The 15,811-nt window shown below is 58.8% G+C and carries 13 protein-coding genes; 7 read left to right on the top strand and 6 right to left on the bottom strand.

What is annotated here, in order from left to right; genetic code table 11:
• Positions 1-25: 25 nt before the first annotated feature.
• The 3 genes from AC007G_RS09750 to dalD form a co-directional block, all read right to left on the bottom strand.
• A complete protein-coding gene (locus tag AC007G_RS09750; RefSeq protein WP_032686751.1) occupies positions 26-1,303 on the bottom strand; it encodes an RbtT/DalT/CsbX family MFS transporter in 1,278 nt (425 codons plus the stop codon).
• 68 nt (positions 1,304-1,371) lie between these two features.
• Complete coding sequence (gene xylB, locus AC007G_RS09745) at positions 1,372-2,835, bottom strand: xylulokinase (RefSeq protein WP_180888939.1); 1,464 nt, start codon at positions 2,833-2,835, stop codon at positions 1,372-1,374.
• 9 nt (positions 2,836-2,844) lie between these two features.
• Entirely contained in the window at positions 2,845-4,212 is a 1,368-nt protein-coding gene (gene dalD, locus AC007G_RS09740; protein WP_180888938.1) for a D-arabinitol 4-dehydrogenase, read from the bottom strand.
• A gap of 268 nt (positions 4,213-4,480) precedes the next feature.
• Between dalD and AC007G_RS09735 the strand changes: the two genes are divergently transcribed.
• Positions 4,481-5,422, top strand: a complete 942-nt coding sequence (locus AC007G_RS09735) for a sugar-binding transcriptional regulator (protein ID WP_032686749.1) — start codon at positions 4,481-4,483, stop codon at positions 5,420-5,422.
• 32 nt (positions 5,423-5,454) lie between these two features.
• On the opposite strand, the gene AC007G_RS09730 is transcribed toward AC007G_RS09735, so the two are convergent.
• Positions 5,455-6,465 (bottom strand): LacI family DNA-binding transcriptional regulator, encoded by a 1,011-nt coding sequence (locus AC007G_RS09730; protein ID WP_180888937.1) that lies wholly within the window; start codon positions 6,463-6,465, stop codon positions 5,455-5,457.
• Positions 6,466-6,732: 267 nt separating this feature from the next.
• Between AC007G_RS09730 and AC007G_RS09725 the strand changes: the two genes are divergently transcribed.
• From AC007G_RS09725 to AC007G_RS09715, 3 genes are all read left to right on the top strand, one after another.
• Positions 6,733-7,482 carry an SDR family oxidoreductase gene (locus AC007G_RS09725; protein ID WP_004864656.1) on the top strand — a complete coding sequence of 250 codons (750 nt, stop codon included), beginning with the start codon at positions 6,733-6,735 and terminating at the stop codon, positions 7,480-7,482.
• A 32-nt stretch (positions 7,483-7,514) separates the two neighbouring features.
• A complete protein-coding gene (locus AC007G_RS09720; RefSeq protein ID WP_032695413.1) occupies positions 7,515-9,122 on the top strand; it encodes an FGGY-family carbohydrate kinase in 1,608 nt (535 codons plus the stop codon).
• A 91-nt stretch (positions 9,123-9,213) separates the two neighbouring features.
• Positions 9,214-10,491: an RbtT/DalT/CsbX family MFS transporter gene (locus AC007G_RS09715; RefSeq protein ID WP_032686747.1), complete on the top strand. Its 1,278-nt coding sequence runs from the start codon at positions 9,214-9,216 to the stop codon at positions 10,489-10,491.
• A gap of 51 nt (positions 10,492-10,542) precedes the next feature.
• Here AC007G_RS09715 and fbaB read toward each other — a convergent pair whose 3' ends face one another.
• Positions 10,543-11,595, bottom strand: a complete 1,053-nt coding sequence (gene fbaB / locus AC007G_RS09710; protein ID WP_015583867.1) for a class I fructose-bisphosphate aldolase — start codon at positions 11,593-11,595, stop codon at positions 10,543-10,545.
• A gap of 247 nt (positions 11,596-11,842) precedes the next feature.
• Between fbaB and AC007G_RS09705 the strand changes: the two genes are divergently transcribed.
• Genes AC007G_RS09705 through AC007G_RS09695 form a run of 3 tightly spaced genes read left to right on the top strand, consistent with a single transcriptional unit; the run spans position 11,843 to position 15,083 of the window.
• Positions 11,843-13,120, top strand: a complete 1,278-nt coding sequence (locus AC007G_RS09705) for a nucleoside permease (RefSeq protein ID WP_004864663.1) — start codon at positions 11,843-11,845, stop codon at positions 13,118-13,120.
• Entirely contained in the window at positions 13,117-14,121 is a 1,005-nt protein-coding gene (locus AC007G_RS09700) for an ADP-ribosylglycohydrolase family protein (protein ID WP_004864665.1), read from the top strand. Before AC007G_RS09705 ends, AC007G_RS09700 begins: the two co-directional genes overlap by 4 nt.
• Positions 14,118-15,083, top strand: coding sequence for a PfkB family carbohydrate kinase (locus AC007G_RS09695; protein ID WP_142629987.1), 966 nt, complete (start codon positions 14,118-14,120; stop codon positions 15,081-15,083). The genes AC007G_RS09700 and AC007G_RS09695 overlap by 4 nt, the downstream gene beginning before the upstream one ends.
• Here AC007G_RS09695 and AC007G_RS09690 read toward each other — a convergent pair.
• A complete protein-coding gene (locus AC007G_RS09690; RefSeq protein ID WP_032686744.1) occupies positions 15,057-15,803 on the bottom strand; it encodes a GntR family transcriptional regulator in 747 nt (248 codons plus the stop codon). The two genes, AC007G_RS09695 and AC007G_RS09690, sit on opposite strands and share 27 nt — an antisense overlap.
• Positions 15,804-15,811 lie beyond the last annotated feature (8 nt).

Genomic DNA, 15,811 nt, shown 5'->3' with positions numbered 1-15,811 from the left:
CTCGCCTGTCAGCCCGGGAACTGTGTCAGGAAAACTCAACGCTTTTGCGGGCAGCCACAGGCTTCAGGGTAAAGCCCGGCTGCTCGACGCGAATAAAGGCGCAGAGGAAAAAGGCCAGCACGTACAGCGCGGTATACGCCACCACCACCCCAATCGTGCTGAAGTACGGCAGCAGCACCACCGCAATCGCCGGCGCCAGGAAGTTGGACAGCCCCGCCGACAGGTTGTAGACCGAGATCGCCGCCCCTTTATGCTGCGGCTCCAGCGCCGGGAAGACCGCCGCCATCGGCACAAACGCCGCCACAAAAATCCCCAGCGCAATCGCCGGCACCAGCGCCATGGCAAAGTTATGCCCGAAGTGCTGGGGGATGTAGTAAAACGCCAGGCTCGACAGCGCCATGCCGATGCAGCCAAACCAGCGCACTACCTTCATCCAGCCCAGTTTCTCGCCGAGGATCCCCCACAGTACGTTGGAGAAAATGGTGGTGAAGAAGAAAGCCGCCCACACCTGAAGCCACTCGGAGGTGGTAAAGCCCAGCTCATCGACAAACATCAATGGCATGATCACCGCAAAGCCGAACAGCGACAGGGTGTTGATGATGCGCACCATGCTGGAAAGCAGGATATTGCGGTTGGTGTAGAGCAGCGTGGCGGCGCGCCCCAGTTCGGCAAACTTCTCGCGGGTGGTGAGATTCTGCATATGGCGCGGCGTCTGAATATGGCGCAGCGACACCAGGGCGATAATGCCGCCGGTGACGCAGAACACCAGCGCCAGCCACAGGGTGCCCAGCTCGCCGATATGCGGGATGGTAAAGCTCGGGATATAGCTGCCGAACACGCCAATGCCGACCGAGTAGACCGCCCAGAACCAGCCCAGCGCCGAGCTGGCGCCGTCGCTTTTCACGTTGTGCACGATGGCGACGATAAAGGAGTAGAGGAACAGCGGGTAGGCAAAGCCGCGAATGCCGTAGAACAGCAGGATCAGCGGGTAGTTAGCGTGGCCGAGGCCGAAAATCAGGAACAGCACGTGGAACACGCACCACAGCACGAAGCCGATCAGCATGGTTTTCTGCGGGGTGATAATCTCGGCGACCACGCCGGAGATCCACGCCGACAGGGCGGCGGCGAGGCCGTAGAGGGTAAAGGCGAAGGAGGCCTGGGCCGGGGTGAAGCCCAGTTCCTTGATGTAGTGCGAGAGAAAAGCCAGCTCAAAGCCGTCGCCGGTCATAAACACGGCGATGGCGATGTATCCCCAGATCAGATTCAGCGGCAGACCGAACCACTGTTTGCTATTCACGGACATAATGACCTCGTTTTCAGGGTGCAGGAAGACTCTCCGGTGCAGCCACCGGAGGTTTTTTATTATTAAAATCAGTGATGTCGGTAATTCAGGTCGTTGAGATATAGCGCTTTAAATTGCGCATAGCGTTGCATCAGGGTGTGATGGCGTTCAGGCGCGGCGCGCCAGGTCTGGTAGACCTCTGGTTTTTCGCAGACGGCGGCCAGCGGTTTCCCCGCTGCCAGACAGGCCAATCGCGCCGCCCCCAGCGCGCCGCCGGTTTCGCCGCCTTTATGAGTCACGACCGGCATATCAAGAATATCCGCCAGCAGCTGCGCCCAGAACGGACTGCGAGCGCCGCCGCCGACCAGCGAACACTGTTCAATCCGCGTGCCGCTCTCTTTCAGTACCTGCAAGCCATCGTTGATACCGAAACTCACCCCCTCCAGCACCGCGTAACCCAGCTGGGCACGCAGGCTGGAATGGGTCATCCCCCAGAACATTCCGCGCGCGTCCGGATCGTTATGCGGCGTACGTTCCCCGGAAAGATAGGGCAGAAAGAACGGCGTATTGGCCTTCTCTTCCTCGCTCAACTGGGCAATCTCTTCCAGCAGCGCCACTTCGGTGGTGCTGGTTAAACGACAGAACCACTGCAGGCAGCTGGCGGCGCTGAGCATTACGCTCATCTGATGCCACAGGTTCGGTAAGACGTGGCAGAAGGCGTGCACCGCCGACTGCGGCGCCGGCCGATAGGCATCGGTCACCACGAACAATACCCCGGAAGTGCCCAGCGAGATAAACGCATCGCCCGGCGAGACCGCGCCGACGCCGATCGCGCTGACCGCATTATCGCCACCGCCGCCGGCTACCACCACCGAGGGATTCAGGCCCCAGCGCGCGGCAACCTGAGGGTCCAGGGTGGCGGACACCTCGCAACCTTCAACCAGCGTCGGCATCTGACTGCGCGACAGGCCACACTTATCCAGCAGCGCATCGGACCAGTCGCGTTTCGCCACGTCCAGCCACAGCGTCCCGGCGGCATCCGACATATCGGAGATTTTTTGGCCGGTCATTTTGTAGCGCAGGTAATCCTTCGGCAGCATCACCGTTGCCGTGCGCTGAAAGTTTGCCGGCTCGTGACGGCGCACCCACAGCAGTTTTGGCGCAGTGAAGCCCGGCATCGCCAGGTTTCCGGCGACCTGATGCAACTCAGGCGCCCTCTCCTCCAGCTCACGACACTCCTGGGCACAGCGCGTATCGTTCCACAAAATGGCCGGACGGATCACCTCCCCGCCGCTATCCAGCAGTACCGCCCCGTGCATCTGCCCGGAGAGGCCAATGGCCTTAATCGCGGACCAGTGAGGGCCACATTTTTCCCGCAGCGTGGCTATCAGATATTCCGTGGCTTCCCACCATGCCTGCGGCGCCTGTTCTGACCAGTGCGGATGAGGGCGCTGGATAGTCAACGGCGCGCTATGGCTGGCGACAACCGCATTATTCTCATCAATAACCAGCGCTTTCACTTCCGAGGTGCCAAGATCGATGCCTAAGTACATAGCCAGCTCCTACTGAATCAGGGAATAGACGGCGGCAATCTTCTCGCGCATCAGCGCCAGGAAATCAGCCCGTTCGGTCAGGGAACCAAACAGCGCCCGGTCTTTGGCATAAAGCGCAATCGGGTCGCTGGCTTCAAACATTTCATGGACCGCCTGAGCATCGAGAATGCCATCCTGGTATTCGTAAGGCAGAGTGCCTTTGTGCCACTGCTCCATAAAGACAAAGAACAGCGCGGGCAGCATGGCCGTTGCCTCCGGGCGGACGCCGCGCTGGTAGCACTCCTGTAGCGTCGGGGCGATCATCGCCGGGATTTTTGAGAATCCGTCCGCCGCAACCCGCTGGTTGGTGTCCTGGATATAGGGGTTGGTGAAGCGCTTAAGGACCACGTCGCGATAGGTCGCCAGATCGATTCCGTTGTCGCCCAGGCACGGAATCACATCTTCGGTGACGTAGCGGTCGGCAATAGCGTAGATACACTCGGTCAACGTGCTTTCGTGGATATAGCGTTGACCCATTAACGTACCGGCCCACGCAATACAGCTGTGTGACGCGTTCAGAATGCGGATTTTGGCCTCTTCGTAAGGGATAACCGAGTCAACCATCTCCACGCCGACGGCCTCCAGGTTCGGACGTTCAGCGCGGAAATTATCCTCGACCACCCACTGAATAAAGGTCTCGCCCATCACCGGCGCTTTATCGTCAATACCGGTTTGCGCCTTGATGCGCGCCGGCAGATCGGCCGCTGGTCGCGGCGTGATGCGGTCCACCATGGTGTTCGGGCAGGTCGCATTCGCCGCCAGCCATGCTATCACCGCTCGCTTGCCGGTTAACTGGAGAAACTCCACCAGCCCGTCGTGAAAGCGCTCGCCGTTGTGGCGAACGTTATCGCAGTTGAGCAACGTCAGCGGTCCGGCGTTATCCGCCATGCGTTTTTCCAGAATGCGCGCGATGGTGCCGTAGATGGTTTTGCAACCCCCCTGCAGATCGGTGATTAAATCCGGATTGCTGGTCTCCAGCTGATGGCTGGTATTCAGGTAGTACCCCCCTTCCGTCACGGTAAAGGCGATAACTTTGGTCTGTGGGTTTGCCCCTTCGTCAATCAGCGGCTGCAGTCCGTTCTGCCACGGCAGCAGTTTTTGAATAGAGGCGATCTCTTCATATTCGCGATCCCCTTCCGGGCTGACGGTTTCCAGAACGTAGCGCCCGTTCTGGGCGATAAGCGCCTCAACCACCTGCTCGGCATCCTGACGAATATTGCCCGCCGCGATATGCCAGCGCTTATCGCCGGATGCGATCAGACGATGCAGATACCACGCCTGGTGCGCACGATGAAATGAACCCAGACCGATGTGAAGCCATGTGAATTGCTGATTCATATTCTGATCTCCTTAAGTGATGGGACTCACTGTAATTGATCATTTGCTCCAAATAAGAGCCGTAGATCACAAAAGAGCAATTACCCAATAAAATTACAAATGACCAAATGAGAGCAAAAGCTTGCCTGATTTAAAAACCGCGGCGAGAATGCGGCTATCACCTGAATCATTCGCCATGCCGGCTCCTGACGCCAGAGATCGCGGGAACCCTTTATCGGATCGAATGAGGCCGGGCCTGTTTATGACCATACGCTTAAGGCAGGGAATCATGGGTAAAGAAGAAGATATCAGGCTGGATCAGAAGGTCCGCGCCGCATGGATGTACTATATTGCCGGTCTGAATCAAAGCGAGATCGCCAGCCAGCTGGGGACGTCAAGGCCGGTGGTGCAGCGAATGATCGCCGCCGCTAAAGAAGAGGGAATCGTCTCGATCGGCCTTCACCATCCGGTGGCCAACTGCCTCGACTATGGGCAGCTGTTGCAGGAGAAATACCAGCTGGTCGACTGCAATATCGTTCCCGCGTGGAGCGAAGAGAGCACCCTGGACAGCGTCTCTTTCGGCTGTTACCAGCTGATGGCCCGCTATCTGCAGGATGATAAAGCGAAAATTATCGGCATCGGCTCCGGGCTGACGCTGAAAAAGACCATGCAGCGGATCGACTTCGACAGCCTGAATACGCGCTGCGTGGCGCTGATTAGCGCCATGGACGCCGACGGCCAGTGCAATTATTACGACGATGTTCCTCTGCTGCTGGCGCGAAAAATCCAGGCCAAATATTATCAATGGCCCGCGCCACGCTACGCGCAAACCGTCGATGAGCATGAAATGTGGTGCACCAGCCGCCTGTTCCGCAACGTCTCAGGCGTGGCGCAGCAGGCGGACGTGATTTTCGTCGGTATCGGTCCGCTTGGTACCAACAGCCCCATCTTTAAAGACGGCTTTATCAACCAGGCGCAGCTGGATGAGCTGACGGCCCAGGGCGGGATTGGCGAAATTCTCGGCCGCTTCATTGATGCCGACGGCGGCGTGGTGGAGAGCAATATCAACCGGATGATCACCAGCTACGATATTCGCCACAATCAATGCCCGCGCATTGCGGTGGCCTGCGGAGAATATAAACGCCCGGCGATTCTGGCGGCGCTGAAAGGGGGCTGGATCAATGGCCTGGTCACGGATGAGCACACCGCCCGCTGGCTGCTGACGCGCTAGCGGCAGGCCTTGCTGCCGCCGCGCTCAACGACTCAGAGGTGTTCGCGGCTACCGATCAGCAGCGGTGGGATCTCGACCAGCTGTTGGCAGGCCTCACCGGCATCAATAATGCTGAACACCGCCTCCAGCATCGCCGGGACATTCTGCTGCACCATATCGATGTCATGGCCGAGAAGATAGACAAACGGGTCCCAGTCGAAGCAGCCCATCGGCGGCTGCTCGGTGCCGGTTAATCCCAGCTGCGCCAGCCATCTGACCACCCCTTCCAGCGAAATCGTCGAGTTGACGAAGAGCCCCTGCAGATGCTCCTCCGGGGTGCTGAACCGGGCCTGCATACAGGCCTCGACTTTGCCCTTTGAATAACCGGGAGCCAGCACGTTCTCATCGGGAACGCTCAGGCCCCGCGCCTGGTGCGCGTCGCGAAAGCCGCGCAGACGTTCGAGGGTATTGTGGTCGCTGCTGCGCCCGCCGACGAAGGTCAGCGGCGCCAGCCTGCCGTGACGCCTGGCGCTATTGTCGAGGATCTTATCCGTCAGCGCTCGGGCGCCGGCGTAGTTGTCTGAAATGACCGACGGCGCAAGCGTCCCCGGCAGATCGAGATTCACGGTAGGCACCCCCGCCTGCTGACAAAGCTCGGTAATTTTATCCGGGTTCGTCGCCCCGGTCGCCACCACCCAATCCACCTGCCATGAGAGCATCGCCTTCACCGCTTCGATCTCCAGCTCAGGGCGACGACGGGTACAGGTGATAATCGGCAGCAGACCGCGCTCGCGCGCCATCTCTTCAAAGCTTTCCGCGACGGAGCCGAAGTAACGGTTGTCGTATTTGGGAACAATCATGCCGATCACATGCGATTTTTTACTGCGCAGCATGCTGGCCTGGCGGTTTATCGCGTAGCCCTGCTCTTCCGCAATCCGCGTCACCTTTTCCGCAAGTTTGGCGCTGATACGCCGTTTTTTCCAGTTGCCATTGAGGATTGCACTGACCGCGCTGGCCGAAACGCCGGACAATTCCGCCAGATCGTAGATAGTGATTTTTTTCATTTTCCCAACTTGCGTCACAAATTCATTTCGCTGTTAATTTCCCCACTTGCTCAATCGATGAAGCTGGCGCAACATTAGCTTCATCGATTGAGCAACCATTATGCTCCATGGCGAATGACGTTATTCATCGCTCAATTTTCAGCGCATATTTATAAATAACGCTTTGATTCAACACCTTAACAATTTTTCATGCATAACATCAACGCTGGCCCATGCTTATCGAGGACCAGATCGACTGACCAAACAGACTCAATGAAGGATTATAAAATGAACCACTCTGTATCCTCTATGAATACTTCTCTCAATGGTAAAGTCGCCGCCGTCACCGGTGCGGCATCCGGTATCGGCCTCGAATGCGCCAGAACCCTGCTCGCGGCGGGCGCCAAAGTGGTGCTGATCGACCGGGAAGGCGAAAAACTCACTAAGATTGTGGCTGAACTTGGCGAAAACGCCTTCGCGCTGCAGGTGGATTTAATGCAGGCCGATCAGGTCGATAATATTCTGGCCGGCATTCTCAATCTCACCGGGCGACTGGATATTTTCCACGCGAATGCCGGCGCCTATATCGGCGGACCGGTGGCCGAAGGCGACCCGGACGTCTGGGATCGCGTCCTGCACCTCAATACCAACGCCGCCTTCCGCTGCGTGCGCAGCGTACTCCCGCACATGATTGCGCAAAAATCTGGTGACATCATCTTTACCAGCTCCATCGCCGGCGTCGTGCCGGTCATCTGGGAACCGATTTACACCGCCTCAAAATTCGCCGTGCAGGCGTTTGTACACACCACCCGCCGCCAGGTTTCGCAGCACGGCGTGCGCGTCGGCGCCGTCTTACCGGGCCCGGTAGTGACCGCCCTGCTTGACGACTGGCCGAAAGAAAAAATGGAAGAGGCGCTGGCCAACGGCAGCCTGATGCAGCCGATTGAAGTTGCGGAGTCGGTCCTGTTTATGGTGACGCGCTCGAAAAACGTGACCGTACGCGATCTCGTTATCCTGCCTAACAGCGTGGATCTGTGATTGTTTAACCCGGGAGGCTTAAGGACGGCTTTATGAATAACGATACCCAAACCATTATTGGCGTCGATGTCGGCTCCGGCAGCGTGCGCGCCGGCATCTTCAACCTTCAGGGCAAGCTGCTTGCCCATGCCACGCGGGAAATCACCCTGTTTCGCAGCGCGGGAAACCAGGTAGAACAATCCAGCCGCCAGATTTGGCTGGCGGTCTGCGAGTGTATAAAAACCGCCGTGGCGCACTCCGGCATGCCGCCGGAGTCGGTCGCCGGAATCGGTTTTGACGCCACCTGTTCGTTAGTTGTGGTTGGCGAAAACGGGGAACCGCTGGCGGTCGGGCCTTCCGACGATCCGGACCGCAACATCATCGTCTGGATGGATCACCGCGCCATCGGCCAGGCGGAGCAGATTAACGCCACCGGACATGCCGTATTGCAGTACGTCGGCGGCAGGATTTCGCCGGAAATGGAAACGCCGAAAATCCTCTGGCTCAAGGAGAACCGCCCGCATATCTATAAGCAGGCGCGCCACTTTTTCGACCTTGCCGATTACCTGACCTGGCGCGCCACCGGCGATCTGGCCCGTTCGGTGTGTACCGTCACCTGCAAATGGACCTACCTGGCCCATGAGCAGCGCTGGGATGCCGGCTACTTCCGGCAGATTGGTCTGGGCGATCTGGCCGAGGATGATTTTGCGCGCATAGGTCAGCGCATTGTCGACCCGGGAACGCCGTGCGGTCAGGGCCTTTGCGCAGAAGCGGCGCACGAGATGGGCCTGCCGGTCGGTACCCCCGTCGCGGTGGGCATGATTGATGCCCACGCCGGCGGTATCGGCACCGTGGGGGTTCTCAACGGCGCGGTCAGCAATATGGCCTATGTTTTCGGTACCTCCTCCTGCACCATGACCACCACCCCAGACGCCGTCTTCGTGCCGGGCGTCTGGGGGCCTTACTACTCTGCCATGGTACCGGGCCTGTGGCTGAGCGAAGGCGGGCAAAGCGCGGCAGGCGCCGCCATCGACCAGCTGTTAAGTTTCCATCCTGCGGCGGCGCAGGCACGCGAGCTGGCGCAGGAAGCGGGCGTACCGCTGCCGGTCTATCTCGCCGATCGGGTGCTGGCCCAGGTGGCGACCCCTTCCGAGGCCGCCGGACTCGCCGCCGGACTGCACGTGGTGCCGGAGTTCTTAGGTAACCGCGCGCCGCTGGCGGACCCGGATGCCAAAGCGGTCATTGCCGGATTAGGCATGGAGCGCGATCTGGATAATCTGCTGGCGCTCTACGTCGCGGGATTATGCGGTATCGGCTACGGCCTGCGGCAGATTGTTGACGCGCAAAAAGCCTGCGGGATTAACAGCGAGAATATCGTCATCAGCGGCGGCGCAGGGCAGCATCCGCTGGTGCGTCAGCTGCTGGCCGATGCCTGCGGTCTGACGATTGTCAGCACCGAATGCAGCGAACCGGTGCTGTTAGGTTCGGCCATTCTGGGCGCCGTGGCCGGCCGGGTTTCCGCCTCGCTGCCGGAGGCCATGAAGCAATTCACCCGGGTAGATAAAACCTACCGCTGTACGACGCAATATCAGCCGCTTCATCAGCGTCGCTACGAGGCTTATCTGGCGTTGCAACAGGCCGCCCGGCTGATTCGGGAGTAGCGTCCCGGGGCTCAGCCTCACTCTTTCAATAATAAAAAACCTCCGGTGACAACACCGGAGTGTCTTCCTGTACCCTGAAAACGAGGTCATTATGTCCGTGAATAGCAAACAGTGGTTCGGTCTGCCGCTGAATCTGATCTGGGGATACATCGCCATCGCCGTGTTTATGACCGGCGACGGCTTTGAGCTGGCTTTTCTCTCGCACTACATCAAGGAGCTGGGCTTCACCCCGGCCCAGGCCTCCTTCGCCTTTACCCTCTACGGTCTCGCCGCCGCCCTGTCGGCGTGGATCTCCGGCGTGGTCGCCGAGATCATCACCCCGCAGAAAACCATGCTGATCGGCTTCGTGCTGTGGTGCGTGTTCCACGTGCTGTTCCTGATTTTCGGCCTCGGCCACGCTAACTACCCGCTGATCCTGCTGTTCTACGGCATTCGCGGCTTTGCCTATCCGCTGTTCCTCTACTCTTTTATCGTCGCCATCGTGCACAACGTGAAAAGCGACAGCGCCAGCTCGGCGCTGGGCTGGTTCTGGGCGGTCTACTCGGTCGGCATTGGCGTGTTCGGCAGCTATATCCCGAGCTTTACCATCCCGCATATCGGCGAGATGGGCACCCTGTGGCTGGCGCTGGTGTTCTGCGTCACCGGCGGCATTATCGCCCTGGTGTCGCTGCGCCATATTCAGACGCCGCGCCATATGCAGAATCTCACCACCCGCGAGAAGTTTGCCGAACTGGGGCGCGCCGCCACCCTGCTCTACACCAACCGCAATATCCTGCTCTCCGGAATGGTGCGCATCATTAACACCCTGTCGCTGTTCGGCTTTGCGGTGATCATGCCGATGATGTTTGTCGATGAGCTGGGCTTTACTACCTCCGAGTGGCTCCAGGTGTGGGCGGCCTTCTTCTTCACCACCATTTTCTCCAACGTTTTCTGGGGGATCGTGGCGGAGAAGATGGGCTGGATGAAGGTGATTCGCTGGTTTGGCTGCATCGGCATGGCGCTGTCGAGCCTGGCGTTTTACTACATCCCGCAGCACTTCGGGCATAACTTTGCCATGGCGCTGGTGCCGGCGATTGCGCTGGGGATTTTTGTGGCGGCGTTTGTGCCGATGGCGGCGGTCTTCCCGGCGCTGGAGCCGCAGCATAAAGGGGCGGCGATCTCGGTCTACAACCTGTCGGCGGGGCTGTCCAACTTCCTGGCGCCGGCGATTGCGGTGGTGCTGCTGCCGTACTTCAGTACGATTGGGGTGGTGGTGGCGTACACCGCGCTGTACGTGCTGGCCTTTTTCCTCTGCGCCTATATTCGCGTCGAGCAGCCGGGCCTGACCCGCTCCTCCGTTGCCGTAGCGCTGAAAACGAGCGTCTCCTGAGCATAAAAAAACCCCTCCCGACAGAGAGGGGTTTTGTCACCGCATTCAGGATCAGGCAATAGTCACTTTGCCATCGAGATAAACATCCTGCACGGCGTTGATCAGCTTCACGCCGTCGCTCATTGATTTTTTAAACGCTTTACGACCGAGAATCAGCCCCATCCCGCCCGCACGCTTATTGATAACCGCGGTACGTACGGCATCCGACAGGTCAGTTTCACCGCCCGCCGCGCCACCGGAGTTAATCAATCCGGCGCGTCCCATATAGCAGTTCGCCAGCTGATAACGGACCAGATCGATAGGATTCTCCGAGGTCAGCTTGCTATAGACGCGATCGTCAGTGTAACCAAAGTTCACCGCCTTATAGCCGCCGTTATTTTCCGCCATTTTCTGCTTCACGATATCGGCGCCAATGGTGGCCGCCAGATGGTTAGCCTGCCCGGTCAAATCGGCCGACACGTGATAATCGACGCCATCTTTCTTAAACGCCGGGTTGCGCAGATAGGCCCACAGCACGGTCACCAGCCCCAGTTCATGCGCGCGTTCGAACGCCGCGGAGATCTCTTCAATCTGCCGACGCGACTCTTCTGAACCGAAATAGATAGTCGCCCCTACCGCCACCGCGCCCATATTAAAGGCCTGCTCTACGCTGGCGTACAGCGTCTGGTCGAAGGTGTTCGGGTAACTCAGGGTTTCGTTATGATTTAACTTCACCAGGAAGGGAATGCGGTGCGCATAACGACGCGATACCGAGGCCAGCACGCCATAGGTCGACGCTACGCAGTTACAACCGGCTTCGATAGCCAGTTCGACGATATTTTTCGGATCAAAGTAGAGCGGGTTGGCGGCAAAAGAGGCGCCCGCCGAGTGTTCCACGCCCTGGTCTACCGGCAGGATGGAGAGGTATCCGGTTCCGGCCAGGCGCCCCGTATTGTACAGGGTCTGCATATTACGCAGCACCGCCGGCGGACGATTGTTATCCACCATGACCCGGTCAACGTAATCCGCCCCCGGTAGATAAAGCTGGTCGGCTGGAATGGTCATACAACGGTGCTGTAAAAGGCTGTCGGCATCTTTGCCAAGCAACTGCGTAATATCAGTCATAGCTATGCTCCCGTAAGTGCCGGCCGCAGCCGGCATGTATTATCCTGACCCACTTATTTGGGCAGGTTAAGCCTGGTACCGTCTTAGCATATTTTCCAGCCGGAATCGCATTTTTCAGCCATTTCAGCTGGCACGATTCAGGGACAAAAAGTGTTAGCCTGCTCAAACAATCCGCACAAAGGTATTTTAAAGGTATTATCAAATGGTATCTTAAAGGCGTACCCTACCTGTCATGAAGGATCTAAAGATGAAAACTACAGCAAAGCTGTCGTTCATGATGTTCGTTGAATGGTTTATCTGGGGAGCCTGGTTTGTCCCTCTCTGGCTGTGGCTGAGTAAGAGCGGCTTCAGCGCCGGTGAAATCGGCTGGTCCTACGCCTGTACCGCCATCGCAGCGATTCTTTCGCCGATCCTCGTGGGATCGCTGACCGATCGCTTCTTTTCCGCGCAGAGAGTGCTGGCGGTGCTGATGTTCGCCGGGGCGATATTGATGTACTTCGCCGCGCAGCAGACGACCTTCGCCGGCTTCTTCCCGCTCCTGCTCGCCTACTCGTTAACCTACATGCCGACCATCGCGCTGACCAACAGCATCGCCTTTTCTAACGTGGCGGACGTTGAGCGCGATTTCCCGCGGATTCGGGTAATGGGGACGATCGGCTGGATCGGCTCCGGTCTGGTATGCGGATTTTTACCGCAGATGCTCGGCCTGAGCGACATTTCGCCCACCAATATCCCGCTGCTGATTGCCGCCGGCAGCTCTGCGCTGCTCGGCGTCTTTGCCCTGTTCCTGCCAGATACGCCGCCGAAAAGCCGTGGAAAACTGGACCTGAAAGTGATGCTGGGGCTGGATGCGTTAATCCTGCTGCGCGACAAAAACTTCCTCGTCTTTTTCTTCTGCTCCTTTCTGTTTGCCATGCCCCTGGCCTTCTATTACATCTTCGCCAACGGCTACCTCACCGAAGCCGGCATGAAGCACGCCACCGGATGGATGACCCTCGGCCAGTTCTCTGAAATCTTCTTTATGCTGGCTCTGCCGTTCTTTACTAAACGGTTTGGTATTAAAAAGGTTCTATTGCTTGGTCTGATTACCGCCGCCATTCGCTATGGCTTTTTTGTCTTCGGCGGCGCGGAGAACTATTTCACCTATACGCTGATGTTCCTCGGCATTCTGCTGCATGGCGTCAGCTACGATTTTTACTACGTCACCGCCTATATCTACGTTGATAAGAAGGCGCCGGTATCGATGCGTAATGCGGCCCAGGGGTTAATTACGCTCTGCTGCCAGGGCTTTGGCAGCCTGCTCGGCTACCGCCTCGGCGGCGTGATGATGGAAAAAATGTTCGCCTACCCGCAACCCGTTAACGGATTCACCTTCAACTGGGCGGGCATGTGGACGTTCGGCGCCATCATGATTGCGATTATCGCCGTGCTGTTCATGGTGTTTTTCCGCGAATCGGACAAAGAAATTACGACCATCGACGTCGAACCACAAAATGCTGAGCTTAAACAAGGGGAAGTGAAATGAAAGCAGAACGTATTCTCGGTGCTCTTTATGGGCAGGCGTTAGGGGATGCGATGGGCATGCCGTCAGAGCTATGGCCACGATCGCGGGTGAAGGCCCATTTTGGCTGGATCGACCGCTTCCTGCCGGGCCCGGCGGAGAATAACGCCGCCTGCTACTTTGCCGAGGCGGAATTTACCGATGACACCTCGATGGCCCTGTGCCTCGCTGACGCCATTATCGAATGCGACGGGCAGATCGTCCCGGATGTCATTGGCCAACATATTCTGCGGTGGGCAGAAGGTTTTGATGCATTTAATAAAAACGTCTTAGGACCAACATCGAAAATTGCTCTCAACGCGATTCGCCACGGCAAACCGGTAAGCGAACTGGACAATAACGGCGTGACCAACGGCGCGGCGATGCGCGCCTCGCCGCTGGGCTGTCTGCTGCCTGGCGGCAATCTTGATGCGTTTATCAGCGACGTAGCCGCGGCCTCCAGCCCGACGCATAAATCGGATTTGGCCATCGCCGGCGCGACGGTTATCGCCTGGGCTATCTCCCGCGCCGTTGACGGCGCCGGCTGGCCAGCGATTGTTGACGCCCTGCCGGCCGTGGCGCGCCACGCGCAGGAGCAGAAGACCACCACCTTTAGCGCCTCGCTGGCGCTGCGTATTGAGCTGGCGTTACGCACCGTACGCCGGGCCGACGGTCTGGAGTCCGCCAGCGAGCAGCTTTATCAGCTGATTGGCGCCGGAACCAGCACCATAGAATCCGTCCCGTGCGCGATAGCGATGGTGGAACTGGCCGCTACCGACCCTAACCGCTGCGCCATTCTCTGCGCCAACCTGGGTGGCGATACCGATACCATCGGCGCCATGGCGACGGCGATTTGCGGCGCTTTACACGGGGTTTCCGCCATCGATGGCGCTTTCAAGGCGCGCCTGGACGAAGTCAACAAGCTGGACTTCACCCGCTACGCCGATGCCCTGATGCACTATCGCCAGCAGCGGGAGGCCGAATGAATGCCCAACAGTTAACGGATAAACTGGCCACGCTGAAGGCGCAACGTCCGGTCACCGTCCTCGGCGCCGCGGTGATTGACGTGATCGCCGACGCCTATGCTCTGCCCTGGCGCGGGTGTGATATCGAGCTGCAGCAGCAGAGCGTCAATGTCGGCGGCTGCGCGTTAAACATCGCCGTGACCTTAAAAAGGCTGGGGATCGACGCACAAAATGCGCTGCCGATTGGCCAGGGCGTGTGGGCGGAAATTATCCGCCAGCGCCTCGCCAAAGAGGGGTTAACCAGCGTCATCAGTCAGGCGGATGGCGACAATGGCTGGTGCCTGGCGCTGGTAGAGCCGGACGGCGAGCGGACCTTTATGTCCTTCAGCGGCGTGGAAAATCAGTGGTGCGATGCGTGGCTCGAACGCCTGCATGCCCCCGCCGGCAGCCTGGTCTATCTTTCCGGCTATCAGTTGGCATCCGCCAGCGGCGAACGGCTGGCCTCCTGGCTGGAACGGCAGCCGCAGGTGAGCGCCTTTATCGACTTTGGCCCGCGGATTGCCGATATTCCCGAAACGCTGATGGCGCGCCTGATGGCCCTGAAACCACTGGTTTCCGTCAACCGCCAGGAAGCCGCCATCGCGGCTGAAGCGCACGGATTTTCGCCCGAGGTCAGCGCATTTGGCGCCGCCTGGCTGAAGAAATATGCCGCACCGCTGATTGTGCGTCTGGATAAAGAAGGCGCCTGGTATTTCAGCCCGCAGGAGAGCGGTCTCGCCGCCCCTTTCCCGACCGCGGTCGTCGATACGATCGGCGCCGGGGACAGTCACGCCGGTGGTACGCTTGCCGGGCTGGCCGCCGGCTGGAGCCTGGGGGAGGCGGTTACGCTGGGTAATGCCGTTGCGGCCTGGGTCGTGGGCCATCGGGGCGGCGATTGCGCCCCGCACCGCGAAGCGCTATTCCTCGCACACAAAAACGTATAGATCGCTGCGGCAGTAGCTGATGCTGTATTCAATGGGGTGCTGGTACTGATCGAGGGCAACCTGTTTGATCACCAGCACCGGGATGGCGCTGTCCATCTTAATATGCGACTGAAATTCGGCGTCCGGCATCCGGGCGCTGACGCGCGAACGGGTCCGCTGCGGCAGAATCTGCTGGCTGCGAAAGTAGTCATACAGCGAGACGCTGATCGCATCGACGTCATGGATCAGATGCGCAGGCACCCAGGACTCTTCGAGCGAGACCGCGTCCTCGTCAACATAGCGAATGCGTTTGAGCATAAACACATCGCTGCCCACCGCGATTGCCAGCTGCCGGGCAACCTCCTCCGGACATTTGACAACGCGTTTGTTCACCCACAGCGTATCCGGCTTCTTGCCGCGTAAAACCACCTGCTGCGTAAAGCCGCGCGCTTCTTTCAGCGAATATTCAAAGATATTGTTGATCTGCGTCCCGTAACCCCGCGAGCGGGTCACCACGCCTTCGTCTTCCAGCAGCTGTAGCGCTTTGCGGACGGTGATGCGCGACACGCCGGTCAGCTGGCTGAGATCGCGTTCACCGGGAAGAATATTGCCATTTTCCAGCCAGCCGCTGCGCACGGCATCCTTGATCGTGTCGGCAAACTTCAGATAGAGCGGCGCGTTATCCGACGCCGCAATCCGTTCAACAAGCTGGGTAATTAACCGGGTATGCGCCTGTTCCATTTATCTTT

Source organism: Klebsiella sp. CSG-1 (assembly GCF_056521145.1).
Note: the sequence above shows the minus strand (reverse complement) of the source record. Positions and strands in the feature narration are given on the sequence as shown.